General features: G+C 73.7%; 13 protein-coding genes. 5 read left to right on the forward strand and 8 right to left on the reverse strand.

The window, feature by feature from the left end; all coding sequences use genetic code 11:
- Positions 1-29 precede the first annotated feature (29 nt).
- Entirely contained in the window at positions 30-2165 is a 2136-nt protein-coding gene (locus QRT04_RS04845) for a carboxypeptidase regulatory-like domain-containing protein (protein ID WP_289453919.1), read from the forward strand.
- A gap of 298 nt (positions 2166-2463) precedes the next feature.
- A complete protein-coding gene (locus tag QRT04_RS04850) occupies positions 2464-3732 on the forward strand; it encodes a magnesium and cobalt transport protein CorA (protein WP_289453921.1) in 1269 nt (422 codons plus the stop codon).
- On the opposite strand, the gene QRT04_RS04855 is transcribed toward QRT04_RS04850, so the two are convergent.
- Positions 3692-4621, reverse strand: a complete 930-nt coding sequence (locus QRT04_RS04855) for an SURF1 family protein (RefSeq protein WP_289453923.1) — start codon at positions 4619-4621, stop codon at positions 3692-3694. The two genes, QRT04_RS04850 and QRT04_RS04855, sit on opposite strands and share 41 nt — an antisense overlap.
- A gap of 252 nt (positions 4622-4873) precedes the next feature.
- On the opposite strand from QRT04_RS04855, the gene QRT04_RS04860 reads away from it, so the two are divergent.
- From QRT04_RS04860 to QRT04_RS04870, 3 genes are read left to right on the forward strand one after another with little or no spacing between them, the layout of a single operon-like run.
- Complete coding sequence (locus QRT04_RS04860) at positions 4874-7351, forward strand: phosphoketolase family protein (protein ID WP_289453925.1); 2478 nt, start codon at positions 4874-4876, stop codon at positions 7349-7351.
- A 2-nt stretch (positions 7352-7353) separates the two neighbouring features.
- A complete protein-coding gene (pta, locus tag QRT04_RS04865; RefSeq protein WP_289453926.1) occupies positions 7354-9468 on the forward strand; it encodes a phosphate acetyltransferase in 2115 nt (704 codons plus the stop codon).
- Entirely contained in the window at positions 9465-10724 is a 1260-nt protein-coding gene (locus QRT04_RS04870; protein WP_289453927.1) for an acetate/propionate family kinase, read from the forward strand. Before pta ends, QRT04_RS04870 begins: the two co-directional genes overlap by 4 nt.
- Positions 10725-11007: 283 nt before the next feature.
- On the opposite strand, the gene QRT04_RS04875 is transcribed toward QRT04_RS04870, so the two are convergent.
- From QRT04_RS04875 to QRT04_RS04905, 7 genes are all read right to left on the reverse strand, one after another.
- Positions 11008-12645 (reverse strand): succinic semialdehyde dehydrogenase, encoded by a 1638-nt coding sequence (locus QRT04_RS04875; protein ID WP_289453929.1) that lies wholly within the window; start codon positions 12643-12645, stop codon positions 11008-11010.
- 124 nt (positions 12646-12769) lie between these two features.
- On the reverse strand, positions 12770-14482 hold the full coding sequence (gene ptsP, locus QRT04_RS04880; protein ID WP_289453931.1) for a phosphoenolpyruvate--protein phosphotransferase: 1713 nt from the start codon (positions 14480-14482) through the stop codon (positions 12770-12772).
- Positions 14479-14781, reverse strand: coding sequence for an HPr family phosphocarrier protein (locus QRT04_RS04885; RefSeq protein WP_289453934.1), 303 nt, complete (start codon positions 14779-14781; stop codon positions 14479-14481). Before QRT04_RS04885 ends, ptsP begins: the two co-directional genes overlap by 4 nt.
- Before the next feature lie 42 nt (positions 14782-14823).
- Entirely contained in the window at positions 14824-16350 is a 1527-nt protein-coding gene (locus QRT04_RS04890) for a PTS fructose transporter subunit IIC (RefSeq protein ID WP_289453946.1), read from the reverse strand.
- Positions 16347-16802, reverse strand: coding sequence for a PTS sugar transporter subunit IIA (locus QRT04_RS04895; RefSeq protein ID WP_289453947.1), 456 nt, complete (start codon positions 16800-16802; stop codon positions 16347-16349). The genes QRT04_RS04890 and QRT04_RS04895 overlap by 4 nt, the downstream gene beginning before the upstream one ends.
- A 1-nt stretch (position 16803) precedes the next feature.
- Positions 16804-17751: a 1-phosphofructokinase gene (gene pfkB, locus QRT04_RS04900; RefSeq protein WP_289453948.1), complete on the reverse strand. Its 948-nt coding sequence runs from the start codon at positions 17749-17751 to the stop codon at positions 16804-16806.
- Positions 17748-18509: a DeoR/GlpR family DNA-binding transcription regulator gene (locus QRT04_RS04905; RefSeq protein ID WP_289453950.1), complete on the reverse strand. Its 762-nt coding sequence runs from the start codon at positions 18507-18509 to the stop codon at positions 17748-17750. Before QRT04_RS04905 ends, pfkB begins: the two co-directional genes overlap by 4 nt.
- Positions 18510-18683 lie beyond the last annotated feature (174 nt).

Below are 18683 nucleotides of genomic sequence, written 5' to 3' on the forward strand. Positions count from 1 at the left end.
CGCCCGCACGAGACCAGGAGCCGCCGCCAGTGCATCGACGCCCCACCCTCCGAACGATCGTCGTCGGCGTCGCGGTCGCGCTCGGTGTCACGCTCGCCGCGCCCGCCCAGGCCGACGAGGCGCCCGCGACGGCGACCATCTCGGGCACCCTCGTCGGGACGACGGGACACGGGTTCCCGACGTTCGAACAGGTCATCGCCGAAGACCTCACGGGTGAGCCCGTCGCGTACGACTTCACAGCTGAGGACGGCACCTTCGCACTCGACGTTCCCGTGGGAACGCCCGTGCATGTGCTGGCTCGACCGCTGTCCTGGTACGAGCCCGGCTACTACACCGGCGACGGGTTGCCGACGACCGTACACATGGAGAACGCGGCGACGGTGGAATCGCCCGCGGCCATCGGCGCCGTCGAGCTGGGGCTGTATCCGGAGATCAGCGGCAAGCTGGTCGGCGACGACGGCGGGTACGCGGGAGGGATCAAGGTCGAGGTCGACGACGCCGCCACCGGCGAGTACGTCGGTGGCGGGTTCTCGGACAACGACGGCAACTTCACCGTGCCCGGACGGACCGATCGCCCTGTGCGCCTGAAGGTCGCACCGCTCGACTGGTATGTCGACGGGTACTACACGGAGCCGGGCTCGCTCGCCTCCAGCGACACGGCCGACGGCGCGGTGATCGTCGCGCCCGCGGCCGTCGGCAGCATCACGCTCGTGTCCCGGCCCACGATCACCGGACGGGTCCTCTCAGACGGCGCGCCCGTCGCAGGTGAGTACGTCGTGGCGACGCCTGCGAAGGACGGGATCGACGGCGGCAACGTCTCCACCGCGACGACCGCCGCCGACGGCACGTATCGCCTGCGGAACCTCGACGCGGGAACGCCGTACATCGTCCAGTTCCGAGGACTGCCGACCACCGTCCTCCCCGGGTGGTACGCGGGACCAGACCACGACTTGAGCCGGCAAGGCGGCGGCTACGTTCCTGTGACGGCTCCTGCCTCCGGGATCGACGCGAGCACGCCCGCTCCGGCATCGATCTCGGGCGTCATCTCCCTGGGCGTCGACGCGAGATTCGACCGGCTGTACGTCAGGGCGACAGAGGTGGGCGGCGCCCGTCCGGAGTACGAACCGGGCAGCCCCGTCGACGCGCGCGGCCGGTTCTCCATCCCGTGGGTGTGGCCCGGCGTCCGGTACCAGCTGTGCTTCACCACGTCGGGTCAGGCGTATGGGCTCGTCGCAGGCTGCGTCGGCCAACCCGGCCAGCCCTTGGTCGAAGACGGCGCGGCGATCCCCGTCACCGCGCCGGCCACAGCCGTGACGGCGACCGTCCTCGGCGTCGGGCCGCCGGTGGACAGCCCGCCGGGCCTGACGGGCGGGTCGCAGGTGGGTCGGACGATGACCATCGGCGAAGGCGGCTTCGCGTGGGTCGACGTGACCTACCACTACCAGTGGCTTCGCTCGGGTCGACCCATTGCCGGTGCCACCGGCCGGCGCTACACGCCCAGCGCAACGGACGTCGGTGCCCTCCTCTCCGTGCGGGTCGCGTCCGAGATGGTCGGCCGCGTCGCCACGTCGTTCGTCGTCACGGCGGCAGCCCCGGTCGTCCGGGGCGCCCCACCGGTCCTCGTCTCCCGGCCTGCCATCACGGGCAAGCCGACCGTCGGGCAGCGACTCACCGCGACGCCGGGCACGTGGTCGCTCGGTGGTCTGACGTACGCCTACCAATGGCTTCGTGACGGCTCGCCGATCCCGCACGCGGCGGGTGCGTCGTACACCGTCACGCTCGGCGACCTCGGAAGGCACCTCACGGTCCGGATCACCACCGCCCGCGCCGGGTACACGGCGACGGCGGCCACGAGCGCGGCGCTCGTTCCCAAGGTCCCCGCGATCGTCAAGCTCACGCTCGCCCACCGCACGATCGGCCGTCACGAGCACCCCCACGCAACGGTGCGCGTCACCGCCCCGTACGGGCTCGCCGTGCGTGGCACCGTCACCCTCCGTTTCGGGAACTGGAAGAGGACCGTGGCGGTCGTGGGCGGCCGCACCGTGTCGTTCACGACGCCGACGTGGGACCGCGGCACGTACGCGATGTACGCCACGTTCCGTCCGAGCTCGAGCGCACCCAAGCTCGCCACCAAGACGACTCGCGCATATCTGACGGTCCGCTGAACCTTCCGGCCCAGGCCTGAGCCGGCTTCGAGCTCCCCGACTTCGTGGCGGGGAGGTCGAGCGCGGGGCGTCACATCGCACCGTTCACCGGCGCGTTGGCCGCACGCCACTGACCAGGCGTATCGTCGGCCGCGGCATGCGGCCCGGTCGGCGGGCGCGCGGCGAACGGAGGGAGGCCCCCATGAGCGGCGAGCCCCCCAGTAGTACCCGCCCCGCGTCCTGACCTGCCCCTTTCCGCGCGGCGCAGGTCCCGTCCTGCCCGTCGTGCTCGCACGACCCGGAAACCCCGGAGCGCACCATGCCTCGTCGCGCTGTCACGCCTCCCCCCGCCACCGTGCCCGACGTCGCCGTCGCGACGACGCCCGCCGTCGCGCGTCCCTCGACCGCCGCGCGCCCGTCCACCGGCGCCGCCGCGGCCCGCGCCGCCGCGCGCGCCGCGTCCGTCCGGATGTCGCGCCTGCACCTGGCCCGCCTCGCGCTCGCGCGTCAGCAGGCCGACCGCCCCGCGGCCGACGCACCGTCACAGCCCACGTCCGACGACGCGCGGTCGAGCCTCATCGACTCGGGCGTCTACTGCGAGGGCCACCGCGTCGCCGCGCCGGGCGACCTCACCGGCACGTACACCGCGCTGCGCGACAACGCCGGAGCGATGGCGTGGATCGGCCTCTACCGCCCGCGTCCCGGCGAGCTGCTGAGCCTGGCCGAGGAGTTCGACCTGCACGAGCTCGCGGTCGAGGACGCGATCCAGGCGCACCAGCGCCCGAAGATCGAGCGCTACGGCAGGACGCTGTTCGTCGTGCTGCACGCCGCGCGCTACGTCGACTCCGCCGAGGAGGTCGAGTTCGGGGAGCTGCACGTGTTCGTCGGGCCGGACTTCGTGGTGACGGTCCGGCACGCCGAGTCGCCCGACCTGGCCGACGTGCGACGACGCCTCGAGGACGACGTCGAGCTCCTGGCGCGCGGGCCGGAGGCCGTGCTGTACGCGATCCTCGACGCGGTCGTCGACGGGTACGGGCCGGTCGTCGCGGGCCTCGAGAACGACATCGACGAGATCGAGTCCGAGGTGTTCCGCGGGGACCCCGCCGTGTCGCGGCGCATCTACGAGCTGTCGCGCGAGGTCGTCGACTTCCAGCGGGCCGTGCGGCCGCTCGGCGCGATCCTCGCCGCGCTGGGTGCGGGGTTCACCAAGTACGGCGTCGACGAGGAGCAGCAGAAGTACCTGCGCGACGTGGCGGACCACGTCACGGAGGTCGACGAGCGCGTCGAGTCGTTCCGCACCGCGCTGCGCGACATCCTCACCGTCAACGCGACGCTCGTCGCGCAGCGGCAGAACGAGGAGATGAAGGCGCTCTCGGAGGCGAGCAACGCGCAGAACGAGGAGGTCAAGAAGATCTCCGCCTGGGCGGCCATCCTCTTCGCGCCGACGCTGATCGGCACGGTCTACGGCATGAACTTCGACAGCATGCCCGAGCTGCACTGGGCGTTCGGCTACCCGTTCGCGCTGGTGCTGATGGGTGCCGTGAGCGTCACGCTGTACCTGGTGTTCCGCCGGCGGCGCTGGATCTGACGCGCGAGGGGGGCTCGGCGGCGTCGGCTGCCCCGGCGGTGGCGGGTCCGCGCCCGGGGCCGGCATCGGCCGCGGCAACGGGCGAGTCCGTCGGCAGCCGCCCCGCGCCCCGCGTCCCGCGCGCCTCGTCACGCACGACGCGCAGCCAGAGCACGATCGCGAACACGCCGAACACCCACCACTGCGCGGCGTAGAGCAGGTTCTGCAGGTTCAGCCCGGTGCCGGGCCGGTCGGCGGGCGGCACGACGTCGAGGTCCGGGTCCTGCGCGGGGCTGCTGCTCGCGAGCTGCACGTACCCCGTGTAGATCGGGCCGCCCCACGAGTTCAGCAGCTCGGCGGAGCTGATCGCGTCGGTGCGGCCGTCGGCGGTCCCCTCGCCCGCAGCCTCGGAGGCCTCGAGGAACCCGGTCACGTCGACCTGGCCGGCCGGTGGGGCGCCCGCCTCCGCGGGCGAGGCGACCCAGCCGCGCACCACGGGCAGCACCGCGCCGCCGGACGTCCGCAGCGGCGTGAGCACCAGGTACCCGGTGCGGCCGTCGTGCGGCCGGTGCGTGACGAGCAGCTGGCCCGCGGCGTCGTAGGTCCCCGTGGCCGCGACCTTGCGGCCGGCCATCTCGCCCGTGAACGACTGCTGCGGCCGCAGCACGTCCGCGAGCGCGGCGGCGGGTGCGCCCTCGAGCCGCTCGGTGCGGCGCTCCTCGGCCGCCGCACCGCGCACGTGCGCGCGGTCGAGCTGCCACGCGCCGAGCCGTCCGCACACCGCGGCGGCGAGCAGCAGCAGCACGAGGACGCCGAGCATGCGCGGCCGGACGGCGGCGCGCAGCATCGTCGTGGGCTCGCGCAGCGGCCGGCTCGCCCACGGGTCGGCGGCGGGCTCCGGCTGGGTCACGCTCCACGGTAACCCGTGGCGGCGGCGCCGACGGCCGACCGGACCCATGTCAGGCCGCTGACCTGCGACGCCGTCGCCCGCCGGCCACGAGACGTTCGTCTCCTCCCGGCGCGTGACCCCCTGCGCCCGCGCCGCGTTTGCGGTTGTATGGCACGTGGCGGCGTCGCCGCGGGACCTTCGTCCCCGACGCGGCACGGGCGTCCCGCAAGGCTGACACGGGTCCGGCGTCCACGCCGGAGGATGGGGAGCAGCATGAGCACGCAGACGTCGGCCGCGACGGCCTGGCGGACGGGGTCGGGAACGGCCCTCGACTCGGAGACCGTGGCCCGGATCGACAAGTGGTGGCGCGCCGCCAACTACCTGTCGGTCGGCCAGATCTACCTCATCAGCAACCCGCTGCTGCGGTCGCCGCTCACGCGCGACGACGTGAAGCCGCGCCTGCTGGGCCACTGGGGCACCACGCCCGGGCTCAACTTCCTGTACGCGCACCTGAACCGCGCGATCTCCGAGCGCGAGCAGTCGACCATCTACCTGACCGGCCCCGGCCACGGCGGCCCGGGCCTCGTCGCGAGCGCCTACCTCGACGGCACGTACTCCGAGGTGTACTCGACGATCACCGAGGACGCCGAGGGGCTGCGCCGGCTGTTCCGGCAGTTCTCGTTCCCGGGCGGCATCCCGTCGCACGTCGCGCCCGAGACGCCCGGCTCGATCCACGAGGGCGGCGAGCTGGGCTACGCGCTGTCGCACGCCTACGGCGCCGCTTTCGACAACCCGGACCTGCTGGTCGCCGCGGTCGTGGGCGACGGCGAGGCGGAGACCGGTCCGCTCGCCACGAGCTGGCACTCGAACAAGTTCGTCAACGCCGAGAAGGACGGCGTCGTCCTGCCGATCCTGCATCTCAACGGCTACAAGATCGCGAACCCGACGGTGCTCGCCCGCATCCCGGACGACGAGCTCGAGTCCCTCATGGTCGGCTACGGCCACAAGCCGCACACGTTCGTGGCGGGCTTCGACGACGAGAGCCACGAGGACATCCACCGGCGGTTCGCGACGCTGCTCGACGAGGTGCTCGACGAGATCGCCGAGATCAAGCGGCGCGCGCACGAGGGCGACGAGAGCCGCCCGGCCTGGCCGATGATCATCTTCCGCACGCCGAAGGGCTGGACGGGCCCCGACTACATCGACGGCAAGAAGACGACCGGCTCGTGGCGCGCCCATCAGGTGCCGCTGGCCAACGCGCGCGACACCCCGGAGCACCTCGACGTGCTGCGGACGTGGCTCGAGTCGTACCGCGCGAACGAGCTCTTCGACGAGGACGGCCGGCTGCACGACGACATCCGAGCGCTCGCGCCGCAGGGCGAGCTGCGCATGAGCGACAACCCGCACGCCAACGGCGGCCTGCTGCTCAAGGACCTCCGCCTGCCCGACTTCCGCAAGTACGCGGTCGACGTTCCGACGCCGGGCGGCTCGATCAGCGAGGCGCCGCGCGTGCTGGGCACGTGGCTCACGGACGTCATCCGCCAGAACCCGGACAACTTCCGGATCTTCGGGCCCGACGAGACGGCGTCGAACCGTCTGCAGGCCGTGTTCGAGACGACCGACAAGCAGTGGAACGCGCTGTTCGAGGGTCCCGAGGTCGACGAGCACCTGGCCCGCGCGGGCCGCGTGCTCGAGATGCTGAGCGAGCACCAGTGCCAGGGCTGGCTCGAGGGCTACCTGCTGACGGGCCGCCACGGCCTGTTCAACTGCTACGAGGCGTTCATCCACATCATCGACTCGATGTTCAACCAGCACGCCAAGTGGCTCAAGGTCACGAACGACATCCCGTGGCGCCGGCCGATCGCGAGCCTCAACTACCTGCTGTCGAGCCACGTGTGGCGCCAGGACCACAACGGGTTCAGCCACCAGGACCCCGGCTTCGTCGACCACGTGATCAACAAGAAGGCCGAGGTCGTCCGGGTCTACTTCCCGCCGGACGCGAACACGCTGCTCTCGACGTACGACCACTGCCTGCGCAGCCGGCAGTACGTCAACGTCGTCGTCTCCGGCAAGCAGCCCGCGCCGAACTTCCTGACGATGGACCAGGCGATCGCGCACTGCACGCGCGGCCTGGGCATCTGGGAGTGGGCCGGCACGGAGAAGCCCGGCGAGAAGCCCGACGTCGTGCTGGCCGCGGCGGGGGACGTGCCGACGCTCGAGGTGCTCGCGGCCGCCGACATCCTGCGGCGGGAGATCCCGGAGCTCAAGGTCCGCGTCATCAACGTCGTCGACCTGATGCGCCTGCAGGACGAGACCGAGCACCCGCACGGTCTCGACGACCGGGAGTTCGACGGGCTGTTCACGAACGACCGGCCCGTGATCTTCGCCTACCACGGCTACCCGTGGCTCATCCACCGCCTCACGTACCGCCGCAACGGGCACGCGAACATCCACGTGCGCGGGTACAAGGAGGAGGGCACCACGACGACGCCGTTCGACATGGTCATGCTCAACGACCTCGACCGGTTCCACCTCGTGATCGACGTGATCGACCGCGTGCCGAGCCTCGGGACGGCCTTCGCCGGCCTGCGGCAGCGGATGCAGGACAAGCGCATCGAGGCCCGCCAGTACACGCGGGCGCACGGCGACGACCTGCCCGAGGTGCGCGACTGGGTCTGGCCGGACGCGCAGGACCAGTCGGACTCGGGCCAGGTCGAGGCGACCATCTCGACGGGCGGTGACAACGAGTAGCCATGGCCCGCTCGATCTACCTGACCTCGCCCGAGGGCGACAGCGGCAAGTCCGTCGTCGCCCTCGGGCTGGTCGACCTCTTGTCCCACACCATCAAGCGGGTCGGCGTGTTCCGGCCCGTCGCGCGGTCCACCGACGTGCGCGACTACGTGCTCGAGCTGCTGCTCGAGCACGACGGCGTCGACCTGGCCTACGAGGACTGCATCGGCGCCACGTACCAGGAGGTCCTCGACGACACCGACGCGGCGCTCTCGCAGATCGTCGCGCGGTACCACGAGGTCGCGCGCCAGTGCGACGCCGTGGTGGTGGTCGGCACGGACTACACCGACGTCGCGGGTCCCACCGAGCTCGCGTTCAACGGGCGCATCGCCGCCAACCTCGACGCGCCCGTCGTCGTCGTGGTCAACGGTTCGGGGCGCTCCCCGTCGGCCGTGACGCAGGTGGCGGAGGTCGTCATCGCCGAGATGGCGGCCCAGCACGCGCAGGTCGTCGCCGTCGTCTCGAACCGGTGCTCGCGAGCGCGGGTCGAGGCGATGCGCGACGCGCTGACCGAGGGCACCGGCCTGCCGGCCTGGGCGATCCCCGAGGACTCGCTGCTCACGGCGCCCACCGTGCGCCAGCTCGCGGACGCGACGGGCGGCGAGCTCATCGCAGGCGACGCCGACCTCTTGACGCGCGAGGTGCTCGACGTGCTCGTCGGCGCGATGTCGGTCGAGCACCTGATCGACCGGCTGGCCGACGGCGCCGTCGTCATCACCCCCGGCGACCGGTACGACGTGCTGCTCGCGCTGCTGATGGCGCACCAGGCCGACGGGTTCCCGTCGCTCTCGGGCATCATCCTCAACGGCGGCTTCCGGCCGCCGGACGCGATCGGCCGGCTCGTCACCGGGCTCGGCCTGCGGCTGCCGATCATCGCGACCGAGCTCGGCACGTTCCGTTCCGCGAGCGCGGCGGCCGCGACGCGCGGGCACATCGCGCGCGAGTCGCAGCGCAAGGTCGACACCGCGCTGTCGCTGTTCGAGAAGCACGTCGACGGGGCCGCGATGCTCGCCGCGCTCGACGTGGCCCGGCCGGCCGTCGTCACGCCGCTGATGTTCGAGCACCAGCTGCTCGAGCGCGCACGCGGCGACCTGCGGCACATCGTGCTGCCCGAGGGCACCGACGACCGCGTGCTGCGCGCCGCGTCGACCCTCCTGCAGCGCGGCGTCGCCCGGCTGACGATCCTCGGCGACGAGGCCGCGATCCGCACCCGCGCCACCGAGCTGGGCCTCGACCTCTCGCACGCCGCCGTGGTCGACCCGCACGACCCGGCCTACGTCGAGCGGTTCGCGGAGGAGTACACGCGGATCCGCGCGCACAAGGGCATGACCGTGGAGCGCGCGCGGGAGATCGTCCCGTCGGTGTCGTACTTCGGCACGATGATGGTCCACCTCGGCCTGGCCGACGGGATGGTCTCGGGCGCCGCTCACACCACGGCGCACACCATCAAGCCGTCGTTCGAGATCATCAAGACGCGCCCCGAGGTGGGCAGCGTGTCGAGCTGCTTCCTGATGTGCCTCGAGGACCGCGTGCTGGTCTACGCGGACTGCGCCGTGATCCCGGACCCGACCGCCGAGCAGCTCGCGGACATCGCGATCTCGTCGGCGGAGACCGCGGCGCAGTTCGGCATCGAGCCGCGCATCGCGATGCTCTCGTACTCGACCGGCGAGTCCGGCTCGGGCGCGGACGTCGACAAGGTGCGCGCCGCGACGGCGCTCGTGCGCGAGCGTCGCCCCGACCTGTCGGTCGACGGCCCGCTCCAGTACGACGCCGCGGTCGACGCGTCGGTCGCACGCACCAAGCTGCCGGACTCGGACGTCGCCGGCCGCGCCACGGTGTTCGTCTTCCCCGACCTGAACACCGGCAACAACACCTACAAGGCCGTGCAGCGCTCGGCGGGCGCCGTCGCGGTCGGCCCCGTGCTGCAGGGCCTGCGGAAGCCGGTCAACGACCTGTCGCGCGGCGCGCTCGTGCAGGACATCGTCAACACGGTCGCGATCACCGCGATCCAGGCGCAGGTGCCCGTGCCCGTGCCCGAAGGCAGCGCGACAGGCACAGGTACGGAGGAGTCCCGATGACGTCGAGCGGCACGGTCCTGGTGGTCAACTCGGGGTCCTCGTCGATCAAGTACCAGCTCGTCGACCCCGTGCTGGGCGACGCCGTCGCCTCGGGGCTCGTCGAGCGCATCGGCGAGGAGACGGGCGCCATCCGTCACACGTTCGGGGACGTCAAGGTCGAGCGCGACGAACCCGTGCCGGACCACGGCGCGGGGCTGCGCGCGGTGCTCGCCCTGTTCGGCGAGGTCGGGCCGCACCTCGAGGACGCGAACGTCATCGCCGTCGGGCACCGGGTGGTGCAGGGCGGCGACCAGTTCTCCGGGCCGGTGCTCGTGGACGCCGACGTCGTGCGCAAGATCGACGAGCTGTCTCCGCTCGCGCCGCTGCACAACCCGCCGAACCTCGCGGGCATCCGCGTGGCGCGCGAGCTGCTGCCCGACGTCCCGCACGTCGCGGTGTTCGACACGGCGTTCTTCCACACGCTCCCCGACGCCGCCGCGACCTACGCGATCGACCGGGACGTCGCGCGCGAGCACAAGGTGCGTCGCTACGGCGCCCACGGCACGTCGCACCACTTCGTCTCGCGCGAGACGGCGCGCGTGCTCGGGCGACGCGTCGAGGACGTCAACCAGATCGTGCTGCACCTCGGCAACGGCGCGTCCGCGTCGGCGATCCGCGGCGGCGTCGCGGTCGACACGTCGATGGGTCTGACGCCGCTCGAGGGGCTCGTCATGGGCACCCGCTCGGGCGACATCGACCCCGCCGTGCTCATCCACCTCCAGCGCAACGCGGGCCTGTCGGTCGACGACGTCGACGACCTGCTCAACCGCCGGTCCGGGCTCAAGGGCCTGGCGGGCGAGAACGACCTGCGCAACGTGCACGCGCTGGCGGACGACGGGAACGCCGACGCGCGGCTGGCGCTCGACGTCTACGCCCACCGGCTGAAGAAGTACATCGGCGCGTACCACGCGGTCCTCGGCCGGCTCGACGCGATCACGTTCACCGCGGGCGTCGGCGAGAACGACGACATCGTGCGCGCCATGGCGTGCGCGGGGCTCGAGGCGCTCGGCATCGCCGTCGACCCGCACCGCAACGCGGGCCGCAAGAAGGAGCCCACGATCATCTCGCCGGACTGGACGAGCACGGTCGTGCTCGTCGTGCCGACGAACGAGGAGCTCGCGATCGCGCGGCAGGCGGTCGAGGTGGCCGAGGCCGCGGGGCTGCCCGGCACGAGCGACGAGTCCGATCCCGCGCCCGCGAGCGCGGGCCACGCCTGAGGCGGCCGGCGCGCGCGCCACCCGGAGCCGCCCGGGCAGCGGCCAGCGCACGCCAGCGCACCGCCCGCCACCCGCCGGCCGCTGGTGGCTCGCTGAACACATGATCAGACGGATGATCGGACGGCGCGCCGCGTCGGACACCGCGCGACGTCCGACCACAGGCGCGGCCATCGCTCGAGACGAACACCGTGAGGCGCCCGACCACGCCGGCGGCCATCGCTCGCGCGGCCCACGGGCCGGGCGCCCGCTGGCTCACCATCCGCCGCGCGCAACGCGCGGCGCGTCAGGACAGGCCCGCGCGCCGCATCCCCTTGAGCGCGTTGGTGAACACCGCGGTCCAGGCCTCGGCGGGCAGCTCGTAGAGCCGGCCGAGGCCCGCGCCCCCGAGCCCCGGCAGGGCGCGGACGCCGAACGCGCCGCGCTGCACGGCCACGGTCTGCTGCTCGGTCACGGCCCACAGGCCCTCGCGCCCGTTGCGCGCCCCGACGCCCGACACGCCCCAGCCGCTCTGCGGCGCGGCGATCGTGCCCCACGTGGCCGCGTAGCCCTCGTTGACGTTGACGGAGCCGGCGCGCACGCGGGCCGCGAGCGCGCGGCCGCGGGCGGTGTCGCGGGTCCAGACACTCGCGTTGAGCCCGGCGTCGGTGTCGTTCATCGCCGCGACCGCCTCGTCGTCGGACGCGACGCGGTAGATCGAGACGACCGGACCGAACGTCTCCTCGCGGAACACGCGCGCGTCGGCCGTCACGCCGTCGAGGATCGTGGGCTCGTAGAACAGCGGCCCGAGGTCCGTGCGGTGCACGCCCCCCGCGAGCACCGTCGCGCCGTGCGTCAGCGCGTCCTCGACGTGCTCGACGACCTTGGCGAGCTGCGCCGTCGTCGTCAGCGAGCCGACGTCCGCGCGGTAGTCGAGCCCGGCGCCGATCCGGAGCGCGCGCGTCCGCCGCACGAAGGCCTCGACGAACGCGTCGGCGACGTCCTCGTGCACGTAGATCCGCTCGATCGAGACGCAGACCTGGCCCGTCCCGGCGAAGCACGCGCGCACCGCGCCCTCGGCGACGACCTCGACGTCGACGTCCTCCGCGACGTACATGGGGTTCTTGCCACCGAGCTCGAGCGTCGCGCCGATGAGCCGCCGCCCGGCCTGAGCGCCGACGACCCGGCCCGTCGCGGTCGAGCCGGTGAAGACCACGTGGTCCACGTTGTCGACCACGGCGGCGCCGATCTCGCCGTCGCCGACGACGACCTGCACGAGCCCCGCGGGCATGCCGGCGGCCTCGAGCTGCTCGACGGCCCACAGCGCGGTCAGCGTGCCCTGCGTGTCGGGCTTCACGATCACGGCGTTGCCGGCGGCGAGCGCGGGCACCGCGTCGCCGAGCGTCAGCAGCAGCGGGAAGTTCCACGGCGCGACGACGCCGACGACGCCCACGGGGTGGCGCAGCACCGTCGCGCCGGTGAGCACCGGGAGCAGGCCACGGACGCGGCGCGGCGCGAGGTAGGCGGCCGCCTTGCGGCCGTAGTGGCGGGTCGCGAGCGCGATGCCGACGACCTCCTCGTACGCCGCGGCCCGCGACTTGCCGTTCTCGAGCTGGATGAGGTCGAGGACGTCGGACTGGTGCTCGAGCACGAGGTCGTGCAGGCGCAGCAGCACCTCGGCGCGCTCGCGTACCGGGCGGGCCGCCCACAACCGCTGCGCGGCACGCGCGCGCCGCGCAGCCTGCGCCACGTCGTCCGGCGTCGACTGCGGCACGGCCGCGATGGGGCCGCCGGTGTACGGCGCGTGCGTCGTCCTGGTCGTGGCGGCCGGGCCGGCGGCGACGCGCTGCAGCAGCGAGCGGACGTCGTCCGGCTCGAGCACGTACGTGGCCAGCGGGTCGGTCTCGGGGTCGTGCAGCTCTGCGTGCCCGGGGTCGTGCGCCATGGCGCCAGGCTACGTCCGCCACCCGGGTGCGCCGCGCAGGCGCGGGGCGAAGGGCGCGGGGGGCGCGGGCCGGCGCGCCGACGCCGCCGGACCTGCAGCCAGAGCCCGGCGGCGTCGCCGCTGGTCAGAGGCCGAGCGTCGACCTCACGGACGAGTGGAGCAGCGCGACGACCGCGGCCCGCGCCTCGGGCGCCGCGCCGGCGACGAGTGCGGCGTCCGCCATGGCGCGGCACTGCTCGGCCGTGTGGTGCCGCAGCGCGTACCGCACGGCCGGCACCGCGCCGGCCGACATCGACAGGCTCGTGACGCCGAGCCCGACGAGCACCAGCGCGAGCACCGGGTCGGACGCGGACTCCCCGCAGACGCCGACGGGCTTGCCGAGCTCGAGCCCCGCTCGCGCGGTGGCGGCCACGAGGTCGAGCACGGCGGGCTGCCACGGGTCGAGCAGGTCGGCGAGCTCGCCGCGCAGCCGGTCGGTGGCCATCGCGTACTGCGCGAGGTCGTTGGTGCCGAGCGAGACGAAGTCGACCTCCGCGAGGATCTCCCGGGCACGCAGCGCGGCCGCGGGCACCTCGACCATGACGCCGACCTGCGCGAGCCCCTGCGCCCGCGCGCGGGCCGCGAAGTCGCGCGCCTCGGCGGGTGTCGCGATCATCGGCGCCATGACCCACGGCCGTGCGCCGGTCGCCTGCTGCGCCGCGGCGAGCGCCGCGAGCTGGGTGTCGATCAGGTCGGGGTTGGTCCGGACCAGGCGGAAGCCGCGGACGCCGAGCGCAGGGTTCTCCTCGTCGGGCTGCGTCGCGAACGCGAGCGGCTTGTCGGCACCCGCGTCGAGCGTCCGGACCACGACCTTGCGGTCGCCGAGCGCCCGCAGCGTTCGCTCGTAGACCTCGGTCTGCTCCTCGACGGTGGGTGCGGTCGTGCGCTCGAGGAAGAGCACCTCGGTGCGGAACAGGCCGACGCCCTCGACCGCGGTCGGCCCGACACGTTCCGCGTCCTCGGCCGTGCCGATGTTGGCGAGCAGCGCCACGAGGTGCCCGTCGGACGTGCCGCCGGGCGCGGTGTCCGCGGCGAGCGTGCGCTCCACCTCGGCGCGGGCCACGAGCGCCGCCCGCTGCTCGTCGTCCGGGTCGGTCGTGACCGTGCCGTCCGCGGCGTCGACCGCGACGACCGTCCCGTCCGCGAGGTCGGTGACCCCGGAGACGCGGACGACGCACGGGAGCCCGAGCTGGCCCGCGATGATCGCGGTGTGCCCGGTGGGGCCGCCGAGCTCGGTCACGATCGCCAGCACGTGCCGCAGGTCGAGCGCCGCGGTGTCGGCGGGCGCGAGGTCCCGCGCCACCACCACGGACGGCTCGGTCAGCTCGGGCACGCCGGGTGCGGGCAGGTCCAGCACGCGGGCCACGACGCGGTCGCGCACCGAGCGGAGGTCGGTGACCCGTTCGGCGAGGTACCCGCCGGCCCGCTCGAACATCGTCGCGAACATCGTCACGACACCGTCGACCGCGGACACGACGGGCTCCCCCGCGTCGACCTTGGCGAGCACCTGCGCGCGCAGCGCACGGTCGTCGGCCATCTGCGCGGTCGCTGCGAGCACGTCGGCGACGGTGCCGGACGCGCGGCCGGCCTGGTCACGCAGACCCACCGCGACGTCGGTGAACGCCTGCTCGACGCGGGTGTGCGCGGTCGCCGCGTCCGCGGGCACGCCGTCGACGAGCAGCGGCGCGTCGGCCGCGACGTGCGGCGCGGGCCGCACCTGCGCGACGGGTCCGACGACGCCCCGCCGGCCGACGCCGACGCCCCGCAGGACGGTCGGCGACTGCACGGCGGGCGTCACGGCGTCGCCCCCGCGGCCGGAGCGCCCGCCTCGGGCGCGTCCAGGTCGGTCGCGAGCAGCGTGACGAGCTCGTCGAGCACGCGGTCCGCGTCGGGGCCGTCGGCCGCGAGCGTGACGGCCTCGCCGTGCGGGACGCCGAGCCCCATGACGAACAGGATGCTGCCCGCGTCGACGGGCTCGCCGCCCTCGCGGGCGATCGTGACGGGCACGCCGCTCTCGGCGACGGCCTGCGTGAAGATCATCGCGGGACGGGCGTGCAGCCCGACCCGGGACGCGACGGTGACGGTGCGCTGAGCCATCGGAAAGCTCCGTTCGAGAAGGGGAGGCGGGGACGGCCGGCGTCAGACGGTGGCGCCGACGAGCTCTGCACGCTCGTCCGCTGCCTCCTCGGCCTGGACGATCGGGTTGGGCTTGGCGCTCTTCAGCGCGATCACGATGGCGGCCATGACGACCATGCCGACCGCGACGGCGACGAGGAACAGCCACCAATTGGTGATCAACGGCAGCACCCAGATGCCGCCGTGCGGGGCGCGCTGCGCCGAGCCGAACGCCATCACCAGCGAGCCGGCGACGGACGAGCCGACGACCGACGAGACGATGACGCGCCACGGGTCGGCGGCCGCGAACGGGATCGCGCCCTCGGAGATGAACGACAGCCCGAGCAGCCACGCGGCCTTGCCGTTCTCGCGCTCGGCGTGCGTGAACAGGTGCTTGCGGACCACGGTCGCGAGCGCCATCGCGAGCGGCGCCACCATGCCGGCGGCCATGACCGCCGCCATGATCCGGTACTGCACCGCGTCCTGAGCGAGGCCCGTGGTTGCGAGACCGGTGATGGCGAACGTGTACGCGACCTTGTTGATCGGGCCGCCGAGGTCGAAGCCCATCATCGCCCCGAGCAGCGCGCCGAGGAGGATGAGGTTCGAGCCGGACAGGCCGTTGAGCCAGCTGCTCAGACCCTTCATCGCGGCGGCGATCGGCTGCCCGATGAGCACGAACATGACGATCCCGACGACGAGTGAGGACAGCAGCGGGATCACCACGACCGGCATCACGCCGCGCACCCCCTTCGGTACCCGCCAGCGGCTGATCCAGAGCGCCACGAAGCCCGCGAGGAAGCCGGTGACGAGGCCGCCGAGGAAGCCGGCGCCGATCGCGACGGACACCGCGCCGCCCACGAAGCCGGGCACGAGGCCGGGCCGGTCGGCGATGGCGTAGGCGATGAAGCCGGACAGCACCGGCACGAGGAACGCGAAGGCCGCGTTGCCGGTCTGGAACGTGACTGCCGCCCAGTCCTTGAGCGAGCCCGCGTCGAAGCTGTTGAGGAGGTGGTCGAGCGGCACCTTCGTCACGTCGACGACGCCGGTCTTGCCCCACGCGATCTGCGCGAGCATGAAGCTGATCGCGATCAGGATCCCGCCCGCGGCGACGAACGGGATCATGTACGAGACGCCCGTCATCAGCCACTGGCGGATCCGGGTCCCGACCGACGCGTTCGAGTCGACCTTGGTCGCCGGTCCGCCGGACGCGGCCGCGGGCGCCGCGGCGGCGTCGGCCGGCGTCCAGCTCTCGACGGCGGCGACGGCGGCGGCGACCACACCCGGCGCGTCGTGCACGGCCTTCTTGACGCCCACGTCGACGAACGGCTTGCCGGCGAAGCGCTCCTTGTCGCGGACCTCGAGGTCGGCGGCGTAGATGACGCCGTCCGCGTCGGCGATCACCGCCGGGTCGAGCGGCACGGAACCTGCGGCGCCCTGCGTCTCGACGACCACCTGGTGCCCGGCGGCCGCACCGGCCTGCTCGAGCGCCTCGGCGGCCATGTACGTATGGGCGATGCCCGTCGGGCACGAGGAGACGGCGACGAACTTCATGACGGGACGACCTCTCGCGTGACGATGTCGGCCACGGTGGCGGCATCGGGGGCGTCCTTCAGCGACTGGCGGAAGGACTCGTGGACGAGGCGCCGCGCGAGGGCGGCCAGGATCTGCAGGTGCGCGGATTCGCCGCTGTCGGGCGCCGCGATGAGGAAGACGAGCGTGGCCGGCCCGTCGGGGGCGCCGAAGTCCACGCCCGCCGGGACCTTGCCGACCGCGAGGCTCGGCTCGGTCACGTGCGCCGACCGCGCGTGCGGCAGACCGATCCCGCCGGGCATGCCGGTCGCCATCTGCGCCTCGCGAGCGCGGACGTCGGCGTGGAAGCCGTCGGCGTCGGTGACGCGGCCGGCGGCCACGAGCAGGTCGATGAGGCGACGCGTCACGGCGTCGCGGTCGGTGGCGTCGACGGCGACGTCGACGAGGTCGGCCGTGATGAGGGGGGAGGACACGTCAGAGCTCCTTCAGTGCGAGGTCGTGATCGGGTTCGGCGACCACCCGGACTGCTTCCGGGTGGATGTCGTGGGGCCCGGGCACCGCGGTGCCCGGCAGGAGGACGGCCGCGCGGCCGAACGCGACGGCTCGCTGGAGCCGTCCGGCCGGGTCGCCGCCCGCGAGCAGGAAGCCGGCGAGGGTCGTGTCCCCGGCGCCGACGGTCGAGACGGGCACGAGCGGGTCGCCGCCCGCCCACCAGGTGTGGTCGTGCGTGACGAGGAGCGCACCGTGCGCGCCCAGGCTCAGCAGCACCGCGCGGTTGCCCGCGTCGATCACCCAGCGCGCGGCGTCGACCGCGTCGCCGACCGTCACGAGGTCCCGGCCGACGATCTCGGCAAGCTCCTCGTCGTTCGGCTTGACGAGCGTGACGCCGCCCGAGCGGACCGCGCGGGCCAGCGGCTCGCCCGACGTGTCGAGCCCGAACGGGACGCCGTACCGGCCGGCGAGCCCCGCGACGCGGACGAACAGCGACGCCGGGGCGCCGACCGGCAGGCTGCCGGCGGCGACGAGCGCGTCGGGACGTCGGCGGAGCTGGTCCTCGACGGCGGCGACCAGCGCGTCGACCTCGGCGGCGGACAGCTCGGGCCCGGGCGCGTTGACCTTGGTGGTCGCGCCGCCGTGCTCGACGAGCGTGAGGTTGGTGCGCACGTCGCCGGCGACGGGGACCGCGACGGCGGCGACCCCCCGCTCGCCGAGCAGCTCGACGAGCCGTGCGCCGTCCGCGCCGCCTGACGGCAGGACCGCGACGGTGGCCGCGCCGTGCCGCACGAGCACGCGGGAGACGTTGATGCCCTTGCCGCCGGGGTGCACGTGCGACGCGGTCGCGCGGTTGACCTCGCCGAGCACCAGCTCGTCGACCTCGAGCGCGCGGTCGAGGCTCGGGTTCGGCGTCAGCGTGACGATCATGCGCGCACCACCCGCGGTCCCGCGGCCTCGAGCTCCTCGACCAGCTCCGGCTCCGCCCCGGTGTCCGTCACGACCGTGTCGATCGCCGAGACGGGCGCGACGTGCGCGAAGTCGACGCGGCCGAGCTTGGTGTGGTCGGCCAGGACCACGGTCCGGCGCGCGCTCTCGACGAGCGCGCGCTTGACGGCGGCCTCGGCGAGGTCCGGCGTCGTCAGGCCGCGCTCGGGGCTCAGCCCGTTGGTGCCGAGGAAGGCGACGTCGGCGTGGATGTCCGCGAGCGCGGCGAGCGCCCACGAGCCGACCGCGGCGAGCGTGCGGCCGCGGACCGTGCCACCGACGAGGTGCAGCGTGATGTTGCCCCGCGTCGCGAGCACCGTCGCGACGGGGAGCGCGTGCGTGACGACGGTGAGCTCGCGGTCGGTCGGCAGCAGCTCGGCGAGGCGGACCGTGGTGGTGCCGGCGTCGAGGATGACGGCGCCCGACTCAGGCAGCTCGTCGAGCGCCGCCTTCGCGATGCGCTCCTTCTCTCCCGCCAGCACGCTCTCGCGCGCCGCGATGCCGGGCTCGAAACCGAGCCGCTCGACGGGGATCGCGCCGCCGTGCACGCGCCGCACGAGCCCGTGCCGTTCGAGGGCCGTGAGGTCGCGGCGGATCGTCTCGGGCGTGACGTCGAGCTGCTCGGCGAGCGAGGCGACGTCGACGCGACCGATCTCGCGGGCGCGCTCGAGGATCTGCTGGTGCCTCTCGGGTGCGTACACGGCTGCTCCGCTGTGCCGGTGGGCGGTCCGTCCGACTCGCCCTGGTTCCGCAAGAGTGCGCGCCGCCACACGGCAATGTCAAGAGATTCGGACATATTCAAACCTGAACAAACGTCCGGATCCCCACATCTGTCCCGCTCCCGACCCGGGCAGCGCAGAAGAACGGGCGCCCGG

This window comes from Cellulomonas alba (assembly GCF_030362835.1).
Taxonomy (GTDB): Bacteria; Actinomycetota; Actinomycetes; order Actinomycetales; family Cellulomonadaceae; genus Cellulomonas; species Cellulomonas alba.

What these genes read in the sequence shown, in the direction of transcription:
- QRT04_RS04850 (WP_289453921.1), top strand. Translation starts at nt 2,464, where the DNA reads ATGCCTCGTCGCGCTGTCACGCCTCCCCCCGCCACCGTGCCCGACGTC.
- QRT04_RS04860 (WP_289453925.1), top strand. Translation starts at nt 4,874, where the DNA reads ATGAGCACGCAGACGTCGGCCGCGACGGCCTGGCGGACGGGGTCGGGA.
- pta (WP_289453926.1), top strand. Translation starts at nt 7,354, where the DNA reads ATGGCCCGCTCGATCTACCTGACCTCGCCCGAGGGCGACAGCGGCAAG.
- QRT04_RS04870 (WP_289453927.1), top strand. Translation starts at nt 9,465, where the DNA reads ATGACGTCGAGCGGCACGGTCCTGGTGGTCAACTCGGGGTCCTCGTCG.
- QRT04_RS04875 (WP_289453929.1), bottom strand. Translation starts at nt 12,645, where the DNA reads ATGGCGCACGACCCCGGGCACGCAGAGCTGCACGACCCCGAGACCGAC.
- QRT04_RS04885 (WP_289453934.1), bottom strand. Translation starts at nt 14,781, where the DNA reads ATGGCTCAGCGCACCGTCACCGTCGCGTCCCGGGTCGGGCTGCACGCC.
- QRT04_RS04890 (WP_289453946.1), bottom strand. Translation starts at nt 16,350, where the DNA reads ATGAAGTTCGTCGCCGTCTCCTCGTGCCCGACGGGCATCGCCCATACG.
- pfkB (WP_289453948.1), bottom strand. Translation starts at nt 17,751, where the DNA reads ATGATCGTCACGCTGACGCCGAACCCGAGCCTCGACCGCGCGCTCGAG.